This window comes from Micromonospora purpureochromogenes (assembly GCF_900091515.1).
Lineage (GTDB): Bacteria > Actinomycetota > Actinomycetes > Mycobacteriales > Micromonosporaceae > Micromonospora > Micromonospora purpureochromogenes.
In genome coordinates this window covers 2,907,176-2,922,454 of record NZ_LT607410.1, presented here as the reverse complement: position 1 = coordinate 2,922,454, position 15,279 = coordinate 2,907,176, and the positions used below count along the sequence as shown (strand labels likewise).

General features: G+C 71.4%; 14 protein-coding genes and 2 pseudogenes. 5 read left to right on the top strand and 11 right to left on the bottom strand.

Going from position 1 to position 15,279, the window contains the following annotated elements:
* Positions 1–152 precede the first annotated feature (152 nt).
* Positions 153–317, bottom strand: coding sequence for a hypothetical protein (locus tag GA0074696_RS30755; protein WP_157745887.1), 165 nt, complete (start codon positions 315–317; stop codon positions 153–155).
* Between the two features lie 209 nt (positions 318–526).
* Between GA0074696_RS30755 and GA0074696_RS32595 the strand changes: the two genes are divergently transcribed.
* From GA0074696_RS32595 to GA0074696_RS13515, 3 genes and pseudogenes are all read left to right on the top strand, one after another.
* On the top strand, positions 527–946 hold the full coding sequence (locus GA0074696_RS32595) for an STAS domain-containing protein (RefSeq protein WP_088961432.1): 420 nt from the start codon (positions 527–529) through the stop codon (positions 944–946).
* 238 nt (positions 947–1,184) lie between these two features.
* Positions 1,185–2,495, top strand: a complete 1,311-nt coding sequence (locus tag GA0074696_RS13520) for a cytochrome P450 (RefSeq protein WP_231925360.1) — start codon at positions 1,185–1,187, stop codon at positions 2,493–2,495.
* An 18-nt stretch (positions 2,496–2,513) separates the two neighbouring features.
* Positions 2,514–2,699: pseudogene (locus GA0074696_RS13515) on the top strand (multicopper oxidase domain-containing protein); the annotation flags it as partial.
* Positions 2,700–2,784: 85 nt separating this feature from the next.
* Here the strand turns inward: GA0074696_RS13515 and GA0074696_RS13510 are convergent.
* From GA0074696_RS13510 to GA0074696_RS31805, 7 genes are read right to left on the bottom strand one after another with little or no spacing between them, the layout of a single operon-like run.
* Positions 2,785–4,194, bottom strand: coding sequence for an NADH-quinone oxidoreductase subunit N (locus tag GA0074696_RS13510; protein WP_172894277.1), 1,410 nt, complete (start codon positions 4,192–4,194; stop codon positions 2,785–2,787).
* A gap of 3 nt (positions 4,195–4,197) precedes the next feature.
* Positions 4,198–5,688, bottom strand: a complete 1,491-nt coding sequence (locus GA0074696_RS13505) for a complex I subunit 4 family protein (RefSeq protein ID WP_088961430.1) — start codon at positions 5,686–5,688, stop codon at positions 4,198–4,200.
* 4 nt (positions 5,689–5,692) lie between these two features.
* A complete protein-coding gene (locus GA0074696_RS13500) occupies positions 5,693–7,540 on the bottom strand; it encodes a proton-conducting transporter transmembrane domain-containing protein (RefSeq protein ID WP_088961429.1) in 1,848 nt (615 codons plus the stop codon).
* Positions 7,537–7,839: an NADH-quinone oxidoreductase subunit NuoK gene (locus GA0074696_RS13495; protein ID WP_088961428.1), complete on the bottom strand. Its 303-nt coding sequence runs from the start codon at positions 7,837–7,839 to the stop codon at positions 7,537–7,539. The genes GA0074696_RS13500 and GA0074696_RS13495 overlap by 4 nt, the downstream gene beginning before the upstream one ends.
* Positions 7,836–8,399, bottom strand: coding sequence for an NADH-quinone oxidoreductase subunit J (locus GA0074696_RS13490; protein ID WP_088961427.1), 564 nt, complete (start codon positions 8,397–8,399; stop codon positions 7,836–7,838). The genes GA0074696_RS13495 and GA0074696_RS13490 overlap by 4 nt, the downstream gene beginning before the upstream one ends.
* A 1-nt stretch (position 8,400) precedes the next feature.
* Entirely contained in the window at positions 8,401–9,339 is a 939-nt protein-coding gene (locus tag GA0074696_RS13485) for a complex I subunit 1 family protein (protein ID WP_088961426.1), read from the bottom strand.
* On the bottom strand, positions 9,332–10,018 hold the full coding sequence (locus GA0074696_RS31805; RefSeq protein WP_231925359.1) for a hypothetical protein: 687 nt from the start codon (positions 10,016–10,018) through the stop codon (positions 9,332–9,334). The genes GA0074696_RS13485 and GA0074696_RS31805 overlap by 8 nt, the downstream gene beginning before the upstream one ends.
* Before the next feature lie 15 nt (positions 10,019–10,033).
* Between GA0074696_RS31805 and GA0074696_RS31800 the strand changes: the two genes are divergently transcribed.
* Positions 10,034–10,675, top strand: a complete 642-nt coding sequence (locus GA0074696_RS31800) for a hypothetical protein (RefSeq protein ID WP_231925358.1) — start codon at positions 10,034–10,036, stop codon at positions 10,673–10,675.
* An 8-nt stretch (positions 10,676–10,683) separates the two neighbouring features.
* Here the strand turns inward: GA0074696_RS31800 and GA0074696_RS13475 are convergent, their stop codons facing one another.
* Both GA0074696_RS13475 and GA0074696_RS13470 read right to left on the bottom strand, forming a co-directional pair.
* Positions 10,684–11,007 (bottom strand): NADH-quinone oxidoreductase subunit A, encoded by a 324-nt coding sequence (locus GA0074696_RS13475; RefSeq protein WP_197700866.1) that lies wholly within the window; start codon positions 11,005–11,007, stop codon positions 10,684–10,686.
* Between the two features lie 160 nt (positions 11,008–11,167).
* Positions 11,168–12,340, bottom strand: a complete 1,173-nt coding sequence (locus GA0074696_RS13470; RefSeq protein ID WP_231925357.1) for a glycoside hydrolase family 3 N-terminal domain-containing protein — start codon at positions 12,338–12,340, stop codon at positions 11,168–11,170.
* A 114-nt stretch (positions 12,341–12,454) separates the two neighbouring features.
* Here GA0074696_RS13470 and GA0074696_RS32590 point away from each other — a divergent pair.
* Positions 12,455–12,859 (top strand): annotated as a pseudogene (locus GA0074696_RS32590) (methyltransferase domain-containing protein); the annotation flags it as partial.
* Positions 12,860–12,963: 104 nt separating this feature from the next.
* On the opposite strand, the gene GA0074696_RS13460 reads toward GA0074696_RS32590, so the two are convergent.
* Positions 12,964–15,069 carry a heavy metal translocating P-type ATPase gene (locus GA0074696_RS13460; protein WP_231925356.1) on the bottom strand — a complete coding sequence of 702 codons (2,106 nt, stop codon included), beginning with the start codon at positions 15,067–15,069 and terminating at the stop codon, positions 12,964–12,966.
* Positions 15,070–15,279 lie beyond the last annotated feature (210 nt).

Here is a 15,279-nt window from a genome sequence, read left to right as displayed (position 1 = left end):
GCAGGGCATCTTCGCCTTCCGCCCACTTGTCGTGCGCGCCATTCCTGACTCGTACGAATTCATTGGGAGGTGACCGAGCAGCGCCGGCACCGCCGTTTCGGCAGACGGGCATCACGTCGGGCGACCCGGTACGAGCCCTCCGCGCGGGTCACTCACGCAGGCGGTGACGGTACTTCCGGTGCGCGCCCAGCAAAGTGGCGGGCGTCAGCCACGGCGACACCGAGCAGCACCGCGGCGGCGGCGATGGAGGTGGTCAACGCGGCGGTGAACGCGAGAGGCACCGTGAGCACCACCAGGGTGATGATCCCGACGGTCACCGCCGAACCATTCAGCCTCGGTTGGCCGACTGGTAGGAGTGGTGGCTGAGAGTCGGCGGTCGCGAACCGCTGCACGAACCCTGGTGCCGATCGGTACCCGCGCCGCCGTCACCGAACGTGAACATTGGCGGAATCGGCGGTCCGGCTCTACGCTCGTCCCTGGGTCAAGCCGCGCGCCCACCTCATCCCCGACGGGAGGTTGGCACGCGATGGCTTTTTCATCAGCGACGGACACGCACCAGGCACCTGGCGACATACGTGTCGTCAACGCCACGGGCGAGATCGACCTCGAGACCGCTCCCGCGTTGAGTGCGGCGCTGACCGCAGCCGTCCAGCGTCATTCCTGGGTCTGCTGCGACCTGAGCGGCGTCACCTTCTGCTGTGCCGCCGGCGTGAGCGTCCTGCTCGAGGCCGCTCACGAGGCGGCCCGCGTCGGACACCGGTTCCACGTCCGCGGAGCCCACGGGGTGACCGCCCGGGTCCTGCACCTCACCGGCGCCGAGGGCTTCCTGTCCGACAAGGGAAGCGCGCGGCAGACCGGGCGGGAGGGAGCACGACCGGCCGACGGGTCAACGGCACCTCATCGCGGGAAGGGCCGAGACGCTGCGGCGAACAGCCCCACGCCTTGACCAGGGTATCGATCAGCCACAGTCCCCGACGGCCGACCGCCTCGAAGTCCGGGCGGGTGAGCACCGGTAGCACCGGGTTGGAGTCCGAAACCTCCACCCGCACCCGGCGCCGATCAGGAACGCGAGCGGATTTCCCAGTCAAGCAGTCGGGCGGGGCATCCCCGCATGCGGGTACCGGTGGCGGGGAGAGCGGCGGTGTCCTGACAGCCGGTTGGGCGAGCGTTTTGCGCTCCGGGCAGTGGGCATTGCACCACTCATGGTGGAGCAGCGCGGACCGTATCTGGACGACACCCTCGGGTTGATGCTCAACGGCTACGCCTGGCTACCCGCGTTGTGGCGCCGCGAGGGCGGGCCCGCCGTGCCGACTCGGGTGATGGGCCAGCGCGCGCTCGCGCTGCGCGGGCCCGACGCGGTGCGGTTCTTCTACGACGAGCGGCACGTGCGTCGGCACACGGCCATCCCGGAGCCGGTCCAGGGGACGTTGTTCGGCCACCGGGCCGTTCACACGCTCGACGGCGCGGAGCACCGCCACCGCAAGGCGATGTTCCTGTCCCTGCTCACCGACCCTCGCCGCGTCGCCGCGTTGGTCGACCAGGTAGCCGTGGCCTGGGACGAAGCGATCGCGACGAACAGCGAGGGGCGACAGATCGTGCTCTTCGACGAGGCGAGTCACGTGATCACCAAGGGCGTCTGCGGCTGGGCCGGGATTCCGCTGGACGACGCCGGCGTGGCGCCCGTGGCCCGCGATCTGACCGCCATGGTCGACGGCTTCGCCACCCTGGGCCCGCGGCACTGGCGGGCACGGCGGGCCCGCGGACGGCGGGAGGACTGGCTGGGCGCACTCGTCGACCAGGTCCGCACAGGTGCCGTCACCGCCCCTGCGGGTTCCGCGCTCGCAGCGGTCGCTGGATACCGACACCGCGACGGGCAACCCATGGACGCCGAGCTCGCCGCGGTGGAACTGCTCAACATCATCCGCCCCACTGTCGCGGTGTCCTGGTTCGTGGTGTTCACGGCACACGCCCTGCACCGCTGGCCCGAACACCGCGACCGCCTGCGCTCCGGCGACACCGGCTACGCGACGGCGTTCGCCCACGAGGTCCGCCGCTTCTACCCGTTCGCCCCGTTCGTCGCTGGCCGGGCGGTCACCGACCTGACCTGGCAGGGCCAGCACGTTCCCGCCGGGTCACTCGTCCTGCTCGACATCTACGGGCAGAACCACGACGCGGCGCTGTGGCCGGACCCGTACCGCTTCGACCCCCACCGATTCGTCGGGCGTTCTCCCGACCCGTACGAGTTGATTCCGCAGGGCGGGGCCGACCGGAGCACCGGGCACCGCTGTCCGGGTGAGGACGTCACCGTGGCCCTGCTGGCGGCCTTCGCCGGCTGGTTGGCGCAGCTGGACTACACGGTGCCCGAGCAGGACCTGACGATCTCGCTGCGCCGCATCCCGGCGCTGCCCCGCAGCCGGTTCGTGCTGACCGACGTGCGTCGGTCCGGCACCTCCCCGACCTCGGGCCGACACACCGCAGCCCGCCGAGCTCATTGAGCACCGGCCAGCGGAGCGCACGTGCATGGGCACACGTTCGCGGTCGCCGACACCGGCGTGCGGAAGGACACGTTGATCGTCGTGCCGAAGCAGACCGTGGCGGTGGAGTTCGACGCGACCAACCCGGGTCAGTGGATGATCCACTGCCACAACATCTACCACGCCGAGACCGGCATGATGATCAACTTGGCCTACCAGGAGTAACCGGCCTTGTAGGCGTACTGGGTGAGCCCGGACCAGGCGACGGCATCCGCGCCTCCAGGCGACCTCCGTCGCGCCGCTGTTCCTGTCATCGGCTGACCAGGTACCAGAGCGGCCCGGCGGCGAGACCTGCGGCGAGGCTGAGCGCGGCGGCCGACACCGCCACGCGCGCCGACCACGGGCGACGGCTCAGGTGTGACTCCACCACCAGCTCGTCGTCCGCCTGGCGGTAGGTGGGCGTGATCCAGCGCAGGTAGTAGAAGAGGCTGAGCACGCTGTTGCCGAATACGACGACGGCGAGCCAGGCGTATCCCCCGTCCCAGGCCGCGGTCGCGGTGGTGAGCTTGCCGACGAACACCGCGGCCGGCGGGGTGCCGACCAGCCCGAGCAACGCGACCAGCAGGGCCATGGCGAGCCAGGGCCGCTGTGCGGCCAGGCCGCGGTAGTCGGCGAGGTCGCGGTGCTCGGGCAGGGCGGCGCTGACCGCGAACGCGGCGACGTTGGTCGCGGTGTAGCCGGTGAGATACACGAGCAGCGACGGCAGGGCGAGGTCGCTGCGGCCGGCCGCCACGATCGGTACGAGCAGGAAGCCGACCTGGCTGACCGTCGACCAGCCGAGCAGCCGCCGGGGGTCGGACTGCCAGTACGCGGCGAGGTTGCCCAGCGTCATGCTCGCCACCGCGAGCGCCGCCACCAGCAGCGGCCACGACGACGGGGGAAGCACGGTGGCGAGACGGTAGACCGCGACCAGCGCGCCGATCTTGGGCACGGTGGTGAGGAACGTCGCGGCCGTGGCCGTGGCTGCCTGGGCCGCGTCGGGGACCCAGAAGTGGGCGGGCACCCCGCCGGCTTTGAACATCAGGCCAGCGATCACGGCGACCGCCGCGACGGTCACCGCCGCCTGCGGCGCGCCGGTGAGCCGGTCGGCGAGTTCGGCGTAGCCGGTGGTGCCGGTAATCCCGGACAGGATGGTCACCCCGAACAGGAGCAGAATGCCGAACAGGGCCCCCATCAGGTACGTCTTCATGGCCGCCTCCGCCCCTGCGCCGGTGTGCGCGAGACCGATCAGCGCGTACAGCGGGATGCTGGCGAGAAGGAACCCGACGGCGAGGGCGAGCAGGTCGTTCGCCCCCGCCAGCAGCGCGGCGCCCGCGGTGGAGAACAGCAGCAGGGCATACGTCTCGCTCTCCCGTGCGCTGCCGGAGATCTCGTCGGCGGCGATCGCGAGGATGAGCAGGGTGCCGGTCGCCGTCAGGATGCGGGCGATCCCGGTGGCCGTGTCGACGGCGAACGAGTCGTCGAAGGCGCTTGTCGCCGGCTCGCGCAGCTGGATCGCGGCCGCGACGATCGTGGCGACGAGCACGATCGCGGTGAAGATCCGGATGATCCACTGCCGGTGGCGGGGGACGAAGGAACCGCCGATCAGGGCGGCTAGTGCGCCACCGGCGAGCAGCATCTCGGGGAGGAGCAGCAGCGGCCGCATCATCTCCGTCTCCACCGGTCACCGCCCGAGCAGGCCGACGACGGCGTGCGCGGCGGGTTCGATGACATCCAGCAGCGGGCGCGGCAGGACTCCGATCAGCAGGGACAGCAGCAACAGCGGCCCGACAGACCACAGTTCGCGCGCGCGCAGGTCGGTGAATCCGGCCGAGCTGCCGGCGGTGTCGCCGGTGAAGACGCGCTGCAGCGCGCGGAGGAACAGCGCCGCCGTGATCAGGATGCCGAGGACCGCGATGGCGGTGACCGGAGCCGCGGCGACGCTACCGGTGAAGATCTGGAACTCGGCGATGAAGCCTGAGAAGGCGGGCAGGCCGAGGGAGGCGAACGCTCCCACGGCGAACAGCGCCGCGAAGGTTGGCGCGGGTGCGGCGAGCCCGCCGAAGTCGCGCATGTCGTAGCTGCCGGCGCGGTCTTGCAGGACGCCGGCGAGCAGGAACAGTGCGCTGGTGATCAGGCCGTGGCTGACCATCTGGGTGACCGCGCCGGCGACCGCCACGCTGCGGGCCTGGGTGGCGTCGGCGGCGACCAGGCCGGCGACGCCGACAGCGAGGACGATGTAGCCCATGTGGTTGACCGACGTGTAGGCGATCATGCGCTTGACGTTGGACTGGGCCAGCGCCACGAGCGCCCCGTAGATCACCGACACGACGCCGACGACGATCACCACCCAGGCCCACGCCCGCCACGCCTGCGGCAGCATCGGCATGGCGATGCGGACGAAGCCGTAGGTGCCCATCTTCAGCAGCACCCCGGCGAGGACCGCCGAGCCGACGGCCGGTGCGTCGGTGTGCGCGGGCGGGAGCCAGGTGTGGAAGGGCACGGTCGGCGTCTTCACCGCCAGGCCGAGCAGGATCGCCGCGAGCACCAGTCCACCAGCGACCGGCCGGCTTTGAAGCGGCGGCGTGGCGGCAAGGTCCGGCATGTCGAACGTGTGCGGGGTAGCGGCGACGTACAGGCCGATGAAGCCGACCAGCAGTGCCAGCGAGCCGAGGAAGGTGTAGAGAAAGAACTTCAGCGCCGAGTGGGCGCGATTGCCGTGGCCCCAGCCGGCGATGACGAAATACATGCCGACGATGGACAGGTCGAAGAAGACGAAGAACAGGATCAGGTCGGCGGCGACGAACAGGCCGAGGCTGACGCTCTGCAGGAACAGGAACAGTGCCGCGTGAGTGCGGGGGCGGTGCCGCTCACGTAACGCGTACACCGCGCAGGCCAGGTAGATCGCGGCGGTCATCGCCACCAGCGGCAGCGAGAACCCGTCGACGCCGATGTGGTAGCTGCTGTTCACGCCGGGAATCCAGGCCGCCTGCTCGGCGAAGGCCAACTGCCCGGGCGGCGGAGTGTCGTAGCGTGCCCACACGACGGTGATGAGTCCGAGGTCGGCGGCCGCCACGGCGACCCAGGTCCAGCGCGCCACGCTGTCGCCGAGACGCGGCACGGCGGCCAGGGCCACTGCGGCGATCAGCGGTAGGAAGACGATCAGGCTGAGCAATGGCTTATCCCCACACGACGAGGACGACGACGGCGACGAGGAGCACGACGACGGCTTGCAGGTAGTACTGGTGCAGCTGACCGGTCTGCGGCCGGCGGGCAAGCTGTCCCAGCCGGCGAGCTCCGGCGGCGACCCGTTCCACGGCGCGGTCGAGCCATCGGTCGTCGACGTGGCCGGCCCGTCCGGCCAGGCGCAGCGTCCCAGCCGAGACGAGCTCGACGCCGCGGTCGAGGACCTGGTCGTCGAAGCGGGCAAGCGCTGCGGCGCAGCGCAGGGTCGGGCGGACGACCAGCACCCGTGCGGTGGCTTCCAGTCCCAGCCACCGCAACGCCCACCGCGGCTCGGGGGCCGGCCGGCGGGCGACGAGCAGCAGGACGGCCAGGGCGAGCACGGCCGAGACCGCAAGCTCGACCGGGGAGGCGTGGAACTCCCCCGGCTGTCCGACGGCCCGGGCGAGCACGACGCCGACCGGCGGAAGGGCCAGCAGACCGGCACAGGCGGCGCCCACGGCGAGCACCACCAGCGGCGCCTGCTGCAGGACGGTGACCCGTCCGGCTTCCGCCTGGTCGCGGTCGACGTCGCCGCGCCGGCCGGACGATTCCCGCCAGAGGACGACGAGCAGCTTGCCCGCGTACGCGGCCGACAACGCCGACGCAGCCAGGCCGACCACGTACAGCCAGGGTGACTGTTCCAGGACCTGGGCAAGGATGGCGTCCTTGGTCGCCCACAGCGACAGCGGCGCGATCCCGGCCAGGGCCAGCGCCCCGGCGGTGGCGGACCAGCCGACCAGCCGCCACCGCCCGGCGATCCCTCGTAGGTCGGCGAGCCGCGTGGTGCCCACCGCGGTCAGCCACGCCCCGGCCGCCAGGAACAGCAGCGCCTTGGTGGCGGCGTGCGCGATCAGATGGGCGGCGCCGCCGGCTACTGTGCCGGCGCCGGCGGCCATCACCACGAACCCGAGCTGGGCGGCGGTGGAGGCGGCAAGGAGCTGCTTGATGTCCCGCTGGGCGACCGCCACCGCGCCGAGCAGCAGCGCTGTCAGACCGCCGGCCCACATGGTCACCGGGGCTGCCCAGCCGGTGGCGGCGAGCAGGGGCTGTACCCGCAGCAGCAGGTAGCCGCCCATGGCCACCATCGCCGCGGAGTGCAGGAGCGCGCTGACCGGGCTCGGGCCGGCCATCGCCCGGGAGAGCCAGAACGACAGTGGCAGTTGCGCGGCCTTGCCGAGCGCGGCGGCGAGGATCCCGGCGGCGATGACGTGCCGCCAACCGGGGCTGCTGTGTGGCAGGTCGGCCAGCGCCAGACCCGCGCCACCGGCCAGCGCGGCTCCCGCGGCGACGTACAGTCCCAGGTCGGCCGAGCGGGTGGTGACGAACGCGGTCAGCCCGGCCGACACGCGGTCCTCGTCCCGCCACCAGAACCCGATCAGCGCGTACGAGGCCGCGCCCATGATCTCCCACGCGAACAGCAACGTGGGCAGGGTCGCCGCGGTGACGGTGAGCGCGGCGGAGGCGGCGAACAGCAGCATCAGGCCGTGAAAGCGTGCCTGCGAGCGGCGAATCTCCCCTGCCGCGGCGGCCAGCACCAGCAGGGTCACCACGGCGAGCATGGGCGCGAGCAGCGCGGCGAGCCCGTCGACGGTGAGCGCGAAGTCGACGCCGGCCATGAACGGCACCGCCACGGCAGGCCGTGCCACGGCGACGATCACCGCCAGGACTACCGAGGCTGCGGCGACGGCCAGCGAGACCGGGGCGGCGGCCCGCTCCGCCCGCCGGCTCGCGACCAGCAGGACCCCCGCTGCCGTCGGGAGGGCAACCAGTAACCACAGGGCCGCCTGCGCGAGTGGGCTCATCGGGACAGGTCACCGGCCATGTCGGTCATGTCGCTACGACGGATCCGATGCAGCTGGGTGGCCACGGCGAAGCCCATCGCCATCTCGACGGTCATCGCGACGATGATGATCAGCAACAGCACCTGCCCGGACGGGTCCGGGGCGAGGAACCACCAGAAGCCGGCGGCGGCCAGGATCAGGCCGTTGAGCATCAACTCCAGCCCCATCATCACCATGACCACCACCTGCTGCGACAGCGCGCCGTAGAGGCCGACGCTGAACAGCGCCGCCGCCACGAGCAGCACGGTCTGCAGGGTCATCGGCCGACACCTCCTGGCTGCGGGTCGTCGGCCGGTCGCCGACGCAGGTCGTCGCCGAACCGGTCGTAGCGGGTCCGATGGGCTGCCAGCACGACGCCGGAGACGATGGTGACGGCCATGACCGCGCCGACGGCCGCCATGGTCAGCATCTTCGGGCCCATCAGCTCCTCCCCCAACGCCTCGGTGATGTCGACGGGCGGGGCGCCGCGTCGCGTGGGCCAGGGCACGAACAGCACACCGGCGGCGAGGAGCACGAACACACCGACGGACACCGCCAGGGCGTGGCGCTTGTCGTGGACCATGCTCATCGGCATCAGCGCCGGGTTCATGCCCATGAACATGACCATGAAGACGGCCATGACGGCCATCTCCATGACCATCATCAGGATCGTCACCACGCCTACGTAGTTCTGCCGCATCAGCAGCACCTGCAGGCCGACGGCGATGAACGACACGGCGAGGGCGTAGCTGGCCCGGGCCATCGAGTCGACGATGAACACGGCGGCGCCGGCGAGGACGGCGACGACCGCCAGGGCCCAGAACGCGACGTGGGTGATCACCTCAGCTCCTGCCTGCGGCGACGACCGCGACGATCAGGTCCTGCAGCAGCACCGCGGGTAGCAGCACCAGCCACCCGGCCTCCATGAACAGGTCCGGCCGCGCCGCGGGCAGGCGGCGGTGCAGCCACACGAACACGGCCAGCAGGGCGAGGGTCTTGACCAGCACCCACGCCCAGGCGGGCAGCAGCGGGCCGGCGCCGCCGCCGAGGAACATCGGCACCGCGAACGCGGCCCCGGCGGCGAGCAGCGCGTACCGGCCGCCCTGGAACAGCAGCCGGTCGACGCCGGACAGCTCGGTGGTCACGCCGCCGGCCAGGTCAGCGCCGAGGGCCGGGGAGAACGGTCCCCAGACAGCGATCGCCAGGACGCCCGTGCAGAACACGAGAAAGGCCACCGGCATCCAAACGACGAACCAGACGCCCTGCTGGGCGGCGGCGATCTCCCCGACGTTCAGGCTCGACGCACCGACCGCGGGCGCCACGAGCGCGAACATCAGCGGCAGCTCGTAGGCCAGCCCGTGGGCGAGGAACCGGTAACCGCCGATCACCGAATGCGCCGAGTTGGCGCCCCAGCCGGTCAGCCACACGAACGCCCACGCGAGGACGTCCATGGCGTTGAACCAGATGACCCCGACGTCGAGGTCGAACAGGGTCCACCGTCCCAGCGGCACCACCGTGATGATCATCAACGCCATCAGCAGCAGTCCGGCCCCTCCGATACGCCACAACAGGCTGTCCGCCGCGACCGTGGTCCGCCGCCGCTGCCGCATCAGCCGGGCCACCTCACCGAATGGCTGGCTCAGCCCTGATGAGCCGATGCCGGTTGGCCGCGCGGTCAGGAACCCGTCGAGAACGGCAGCGGCAACCGCCAGGAGCCCGAGCAGCCCGGCGGCGGCCAGCGCCCACCCGGCGGGGACCACGGTGACCGCGGGTTCAGACATGGTTCGCCTCCCGGTCCGCGGCGAGCGGGTCGAGGTCGAGACTGGCGACGATGAGTCGGGCGGTGGCGAGGTCCCACCCGCGTACCAGATCAGGGATCGCGTCGACGGGTACGCCGAGCGACGGGCCGGTGGGCTGCTGGCCGGCGATACTGTGCGCGGCTCGGTCGAGCATGGCGAGCAGCCGGTCACGGACGTCGCCCGTCATGGTGGCCGGTAGGCCGCGGTGGGCGAGATATTGCGCATCCAGCGGCCCGACCCGGCGCAGCGACCACCGCAACCACCACGACCGGCCGACCATGCGGCGGAGCCGGTGGAGTTCCGACCCGTCAGGGTCATCGGTGAAGAGCAGGGCGTCACGCATCCGCCGAGCACGGGAGGCGGCATCACCCCAGGCCGCGAGCCCCAGGAGGCTGGCAGCGTTGTCGCATCGTCGGGCGGCGAACCGGCGCAGCTCCTCCGGCGCGTACCGCCGCTCTGCGGCTGCAGTGGGGTCGTCGGCGGCGATCAGGCTGGTCTCCGCCTCGACGATGACGTCGCCTTGGAGGGTGCAACGCAGGACGAGGCCCGCCGGCCAGTACGCCAGGACCGGGCCAAGTCGCAGCTGCAGAAGATCCATCTCCAAGCCGTCGCGGTCCTCACCGCCGCTGGCGAGTGGGATGCCGCCGGGGGCCATGTCCATGCCACCGTGGCCCACGTGGCCGTGATCTCCATGCCCCCGGCCTCCGTCGTCGGCCGGCTCACCGCTGCCGGGTGGCGGCTCGTGGTGGCCGACGTGGCCGTGCGCGTCGTGCCTCGGCCCTCCGCGGTGCGTACCTTTCTGAGTCTCCGCGGAGTTGGCGTCCGTGCCGTGGTCGGCCTGCGGCTCATGGGCCGCCCCGCCCTGCTGTCCGCCGCCACAGCGGCGCTCCGAGGCGGGGTGGGCGGTGTCGTGCCCGGCGCGGCCGTGTGGAGCGTGCCGTTCCTGGGCGTGATGCTCACCCGGATCGACATGGCCGGTCCCGGCCTGATCGGGCGACCGGTCCCGGCTGTCGGCCCGCTGCCGGGTGAGGTCGAGCAGCTCTTCCTCCGCTGCGACGAGGGCGGGCAGGACTCCCTGCGGGGATTCGACCTCGATGCGAGCGCGCGGGCCGGGCATCTGCTCCCACAGCCGATGCAGCGGTTCCACCAGGTGCGGGGGCGGCGGGCCGCAGACGGCCAGGATGTCGGCGTCCCCCGGGGACAGAGCCAGCCGCCAGCCCCGGGCAAGGACGTGCCGCTCGACCGCGGCCCGGGTCACCCAGTGCCCCGGCACCTCGGCTACGAGGACATGCGCGTGCCGGGCGGCGACCCGACCTAACGCTTCGCTCAGACCCACCGCAGTGCGCCTTCCCGCCAGGCCCAGAGCACGGCCACGAAGACCCCGCCGAGGAAGACGAACATCTCGACGATCGCGGTGGCCCCGAGTCGGGTGACGACCACCGACCACGGGTACATGAACAGCATTTCCACGTCGAAGGCGAGAAAGAGCAGCGTGGCGAGGTACCACCGGACGTGGTAGCGCGACAGTGCGTGCTCCTCGGGCTGCCACCCGGACTGGAAGGGCAGGCTCCCCAGCGGCGAGGAAGCGATCGCCAGGGCCCGGTGGGCCAGGTACAGGCCGGCGACGATGAGCGCGGCCACCAACGCCATGCTCGCTGCCCCTGCGTACATTCCGCTCCTATCCGCGGTGCCGATTCCGAGCTGCCGGCCGAGCGCTCGGCCGCCCGGGCCCGCGCCCACGAGGTAGTAGCGGACGCCTGTCGTGCGGCGAACGCGTCCACAGGGTTGGAGCCCTCCCGAGCATGTCGGGTCAGCGTTTCGGGCGGAGGGAATTCACTCGCGCGACGGACTGGTCGATGCGGTCCTCGGTGAGGCGCCCGGTCCGGACGAGATCGATGATCGCGTCGACTGTCTCCTCGACCACTCGCGCGTTGTACACCTGCTGGTTGGCGAAGACGAGCAGGTCGAGGCCGGCCCGCGACGCCAGGGCGACCGCCTCGGCGGCGCCGTACCGTTCGGTGATCGCGACCGCCTGCATGTCGTCGCTGACCACCGGCCCACGCCAGCCGAGCCGGCCGCGCAGCAGGTCGGTCACGGTCGCGGTCGACAGCGAAGCCGGATACGCCGGGTCAAGCTGCTTGTTGAGCACATGGGCGGCCATGACCGAGTCGGCGAGGCCGGCCTGGATCAGCCGCTGGAACGGCTCCAGTTCGACCTCCCGCCAGGTGTCACTGACGTCGACGACCTCGAAATCGGTGTTTCCGGCGGCGCTACCTGATCCGGGAAAGTGCTTCAGGCTGGTTTTCACACCAGCCGCCCGGTGCGCCTGGATCTCCTCCGTGGCATTGTTGACCACCACGTCCGGATCGGCGGAGAAGCTGCGGCCGAGCTTGCCGATCGCTCTGCTGTCGGGGTTGATGTTCAGGTCGACGACCGGGGCGTAGTTCAGGTTGACCCCGATCCGCGTCAGACTCGCCACCAGTCCTCGCGCCCAGTCGCGGGTCGCCGACGGCGAGTTCTCCGCGCCGATCTCGGCCTCCGACTTCGTGGTCGGGAAGCCGTTGCTCGGCTTGAGGCGGGAGGTACGGCCGCCTTCCTGATCGATGGAGACGATGAGCGGGCCCGGTGAGGCATCCTTCAAACTCTTCACCAGTCGCGTTACCTGCTCGGGCGAGCGGATGTTACGCACCGACCTGGTCTCGAGGTCCTCGTCGAAAAGGATGACGCCGCCGAGACCGTCCCGCACCGCCTTGATGATCCAGTTCGGGGCTTGGGTGCCGCGAAAGCCGACCACGAGCAGGCTGGCGATCTTTCGCCGCAACGCGGCCTCACCCCCGCCCGATGTGCCGGACGGCCCCGGGCTGCTCGTTGGCCGTGGGGTCGAGGACGTGGCGCGGTGCGACTCGCAGCCGGTCACGGTTGCCACCGCAGCTGAGCCTATTCCGGCGAGCAGCAGCCGGCGGGGCAGGTGCACGCTGTCCACCCCCGGCACGCTACGGCCCCACCCTCACCCCATGCGCACTCACCGACGAGACGTCATCCGCTGGTGGGACGGCCTCTTGACTTCAGGTCGACCTGAAGTCGGAGGGTGGCGTCCATGACCGAAGACACGACCATCATGGATGCCACTGCCGGGCTGATCGCCCGACTCGACGCCGCGGAGACCGAGCCGGGCGCGGTGCGTCTGCGGCACCGCAGCTATGACCTGCTGGACCTCTCCCCCGGTGCCTCGGTCGTCGACGTGGGCTGTGGCACGGGACGCGCCGTGGCCGAACTCAACCAGCGCGGCGTCGCCGCGATCGGCGTCGACCCGGATGAGCTGATGATCGCCACGGCACGCCGCCGCTGGCAGGGAGCCGAGTTCCGGATGGGCACCGCCCAGTCTCTCCCGCTCTCCGACCATGCGGTGTCGGGCTACCGGGCGGACAAGGTGCTGCACGAGGTGGCGGACCCCGCGCCCGCACTGGCGGAGGCGCAGCGTGTGCTGAGCCCGGATGGCCGGATCGTGCTGATCGGACAGGACTGGGATGCCCTGGTCATCGACTCGTCCCATCCCGACCTCACCCGAACCATCCTGCGAAGCCAGGCCGACTCCCGCCCGAACCCTCAGGTGGACAGGGCCCATCGGAACAGCGCGCCGGCGGCGAGTGGGATCGCCACCACGTTGTATCCGGCGGCCCAGGCCAGATTCTGGATCATCTTCCGGTACGGCGCCCGGGACAACCGGATGACGCCGATGACGCCGCGCGGGTCTGACGAGGCCAGGATGACCCCGGCGGACTCGATCGCGACGTCGGTGCCAGCGCCGATGGCCAGGCCGACGTCGGCGCGGGCCAGGGCGGGTGCGTCGTTGACGCCGTCGCCGACCATCGCCACGATCAGCCCCCGGGCCTGCAGGTCGGCGACCGCCCTGTCCTTGTCCGCGGGCAGCACCTCGGCGAAGACCTCGTCGACCCCAGGCCGGAACCCCAGGTCCGCGGCGACCGCCTCGGCGACCGGGCGGGCATCCCCGGTGATCATCACGATCTTCTTCACGCCCTGCTCGCGCAGGCTGGAGATTGCTTCGCGGGCCTCCGGACGGACCTCGTCCTCCAACGCGAACGCGCCGACCGCGGCCGGTTGGCCGGACTGGGGCAGGCGGATCAGGTGCAGCACCGCCGCGCCGCGGCCCGACCATTCTCGCGCGGTGGTGGCCAGCTCCTCGGGAACGTGCGCGCCGAGTTCCCGCAGCAGGGCGGGGCCGCCCACGGCCCAGGTGGTGCCGTCGACGACCGCCTGGACCCCTCGACCGGTCAGGGATCGGAAGTTCCCGGCGACCGCCCGCAGCCCCCGGTCCTGCGCGACCCTGACCAGAGCCTTGGCGAGTGGGTGCTCGCTGTCGGCCTCGACCGCGCCGGCGATGCGCAGCACCTCGTCCTCGCTGGTGCCGCTGGCGGCGACCGTGGCGGTAACGGTGTGCGCACCCTTGGTCAAGGTGCCGGTCTTGTCGAACAGCACCGCATCGACGGTGCGCATCCGCTCCAAGGCGAGGCGGTCCCTGACCAGGATGCCGGCCTTCGCCGACACCGCGGTGGACAGCGCGATCACCAGCGGGATGGCCAACCCGAGGGCATGGGGGCAGGCGATGACCAGGACCGTCACCGTCCGGACCACGGACTGGTCCAGGTCACCCAGCGCCCACCAGGCTGCAAAGGTGACCAGCGCGGCGGCGGTGGCGACGTAGAACAGCATTGCCGCGAACCGGTCAGCCAGGACCTGCGCCCGGCCGCTGGAGGCCTGCGCCTGCGCCACGAGCCGGCCGATGCCGGCGAGCGCGGTGTCCTCCCCGACCGCGTCGACCCGGACCCGCAGCGCGGAGTCGGTCGCCACCGTGCCGGCCACGACCCGATCCCCGACGCTGCGAGGCACCGGGCGGGACTCCCCCGTGATCATGGACTCGTCCAGTTCGGCGGCCCCGTCGATGATTCGGCCGTCGGCCGGTACCCGGCCACCGGAGCGGACCAGGACCACGTCGCCGAACAGCAGCTCGGCCACCGGCACCCGGTGCACCGTGCCGTCGGCGTCGACCCGTTCGGCGTCGTCCGGCAGGAGCGCCGCCAGTGCGGCGAGGGCGCCCTGCGCCTGGCCGATGGCCTTCATCTCCTGCCAGTGACCCAGCAGCATGATCGTGACGAGGGCGGCCAGCTCCCACCAGAAGTCCAGGTCGAACGCGCCGAGGCTGGTGGCCATCGAGGCGACGTAGGCCACCGTGATCGCCATCGAGATCAGCAGCATCATCCCGGGAGTCCGGTCGCGGACCTCGCTGGCACCGCCGACCAGGAACGGCCAGCCTCCGTAGAAGAAGACCACCGAGCCGAGAACCGGGCCAACCCAGCTCATGCCCGGAAAGTCGAGGGTGTAGCCGAGCCAGTCCATCACCATGTGGCTGGTCACCACGATCGGAATCGTCAGCGCCAGACTCAGCCAGAACTTGCGCCGGAACTGCTCCGGGTCGTGCCCCGCGTGCTTGTCATGAGCCCCGTGCCCGCCAGCGGATCCATGCCCCGCGTGGTGGTGGTCGCCGTTGTGGCCACCCGCCGGCCCGGCAGCGCCTCGATGCCCGTCATGCGGGCCACCGCCGGGGTGCTCACCCACCTGTACCTGATGGCCGTGCTGCTGCGTCTCACCGGCCAGGGCCATGCCATCGGCGTCGGTTGCGTGTTCCTGTCTCATGCCGTCCACCTCCACCCGGCACCATATGCCCCCGGGGGGTATATGGCAACTGAGCTGATAAGAGTGCACCCGGCGATGGCCGCCGCCGCGACGACGAGAACCACCGCTTCTACACCGTTCATGACAGTCCTCCTGGGATCACGTCCCAAGGCTTCGATACGGGTACCGGGAGGGGGTAGGGACTTTCGGCCCGGGGCCGGGGGTCCTGGG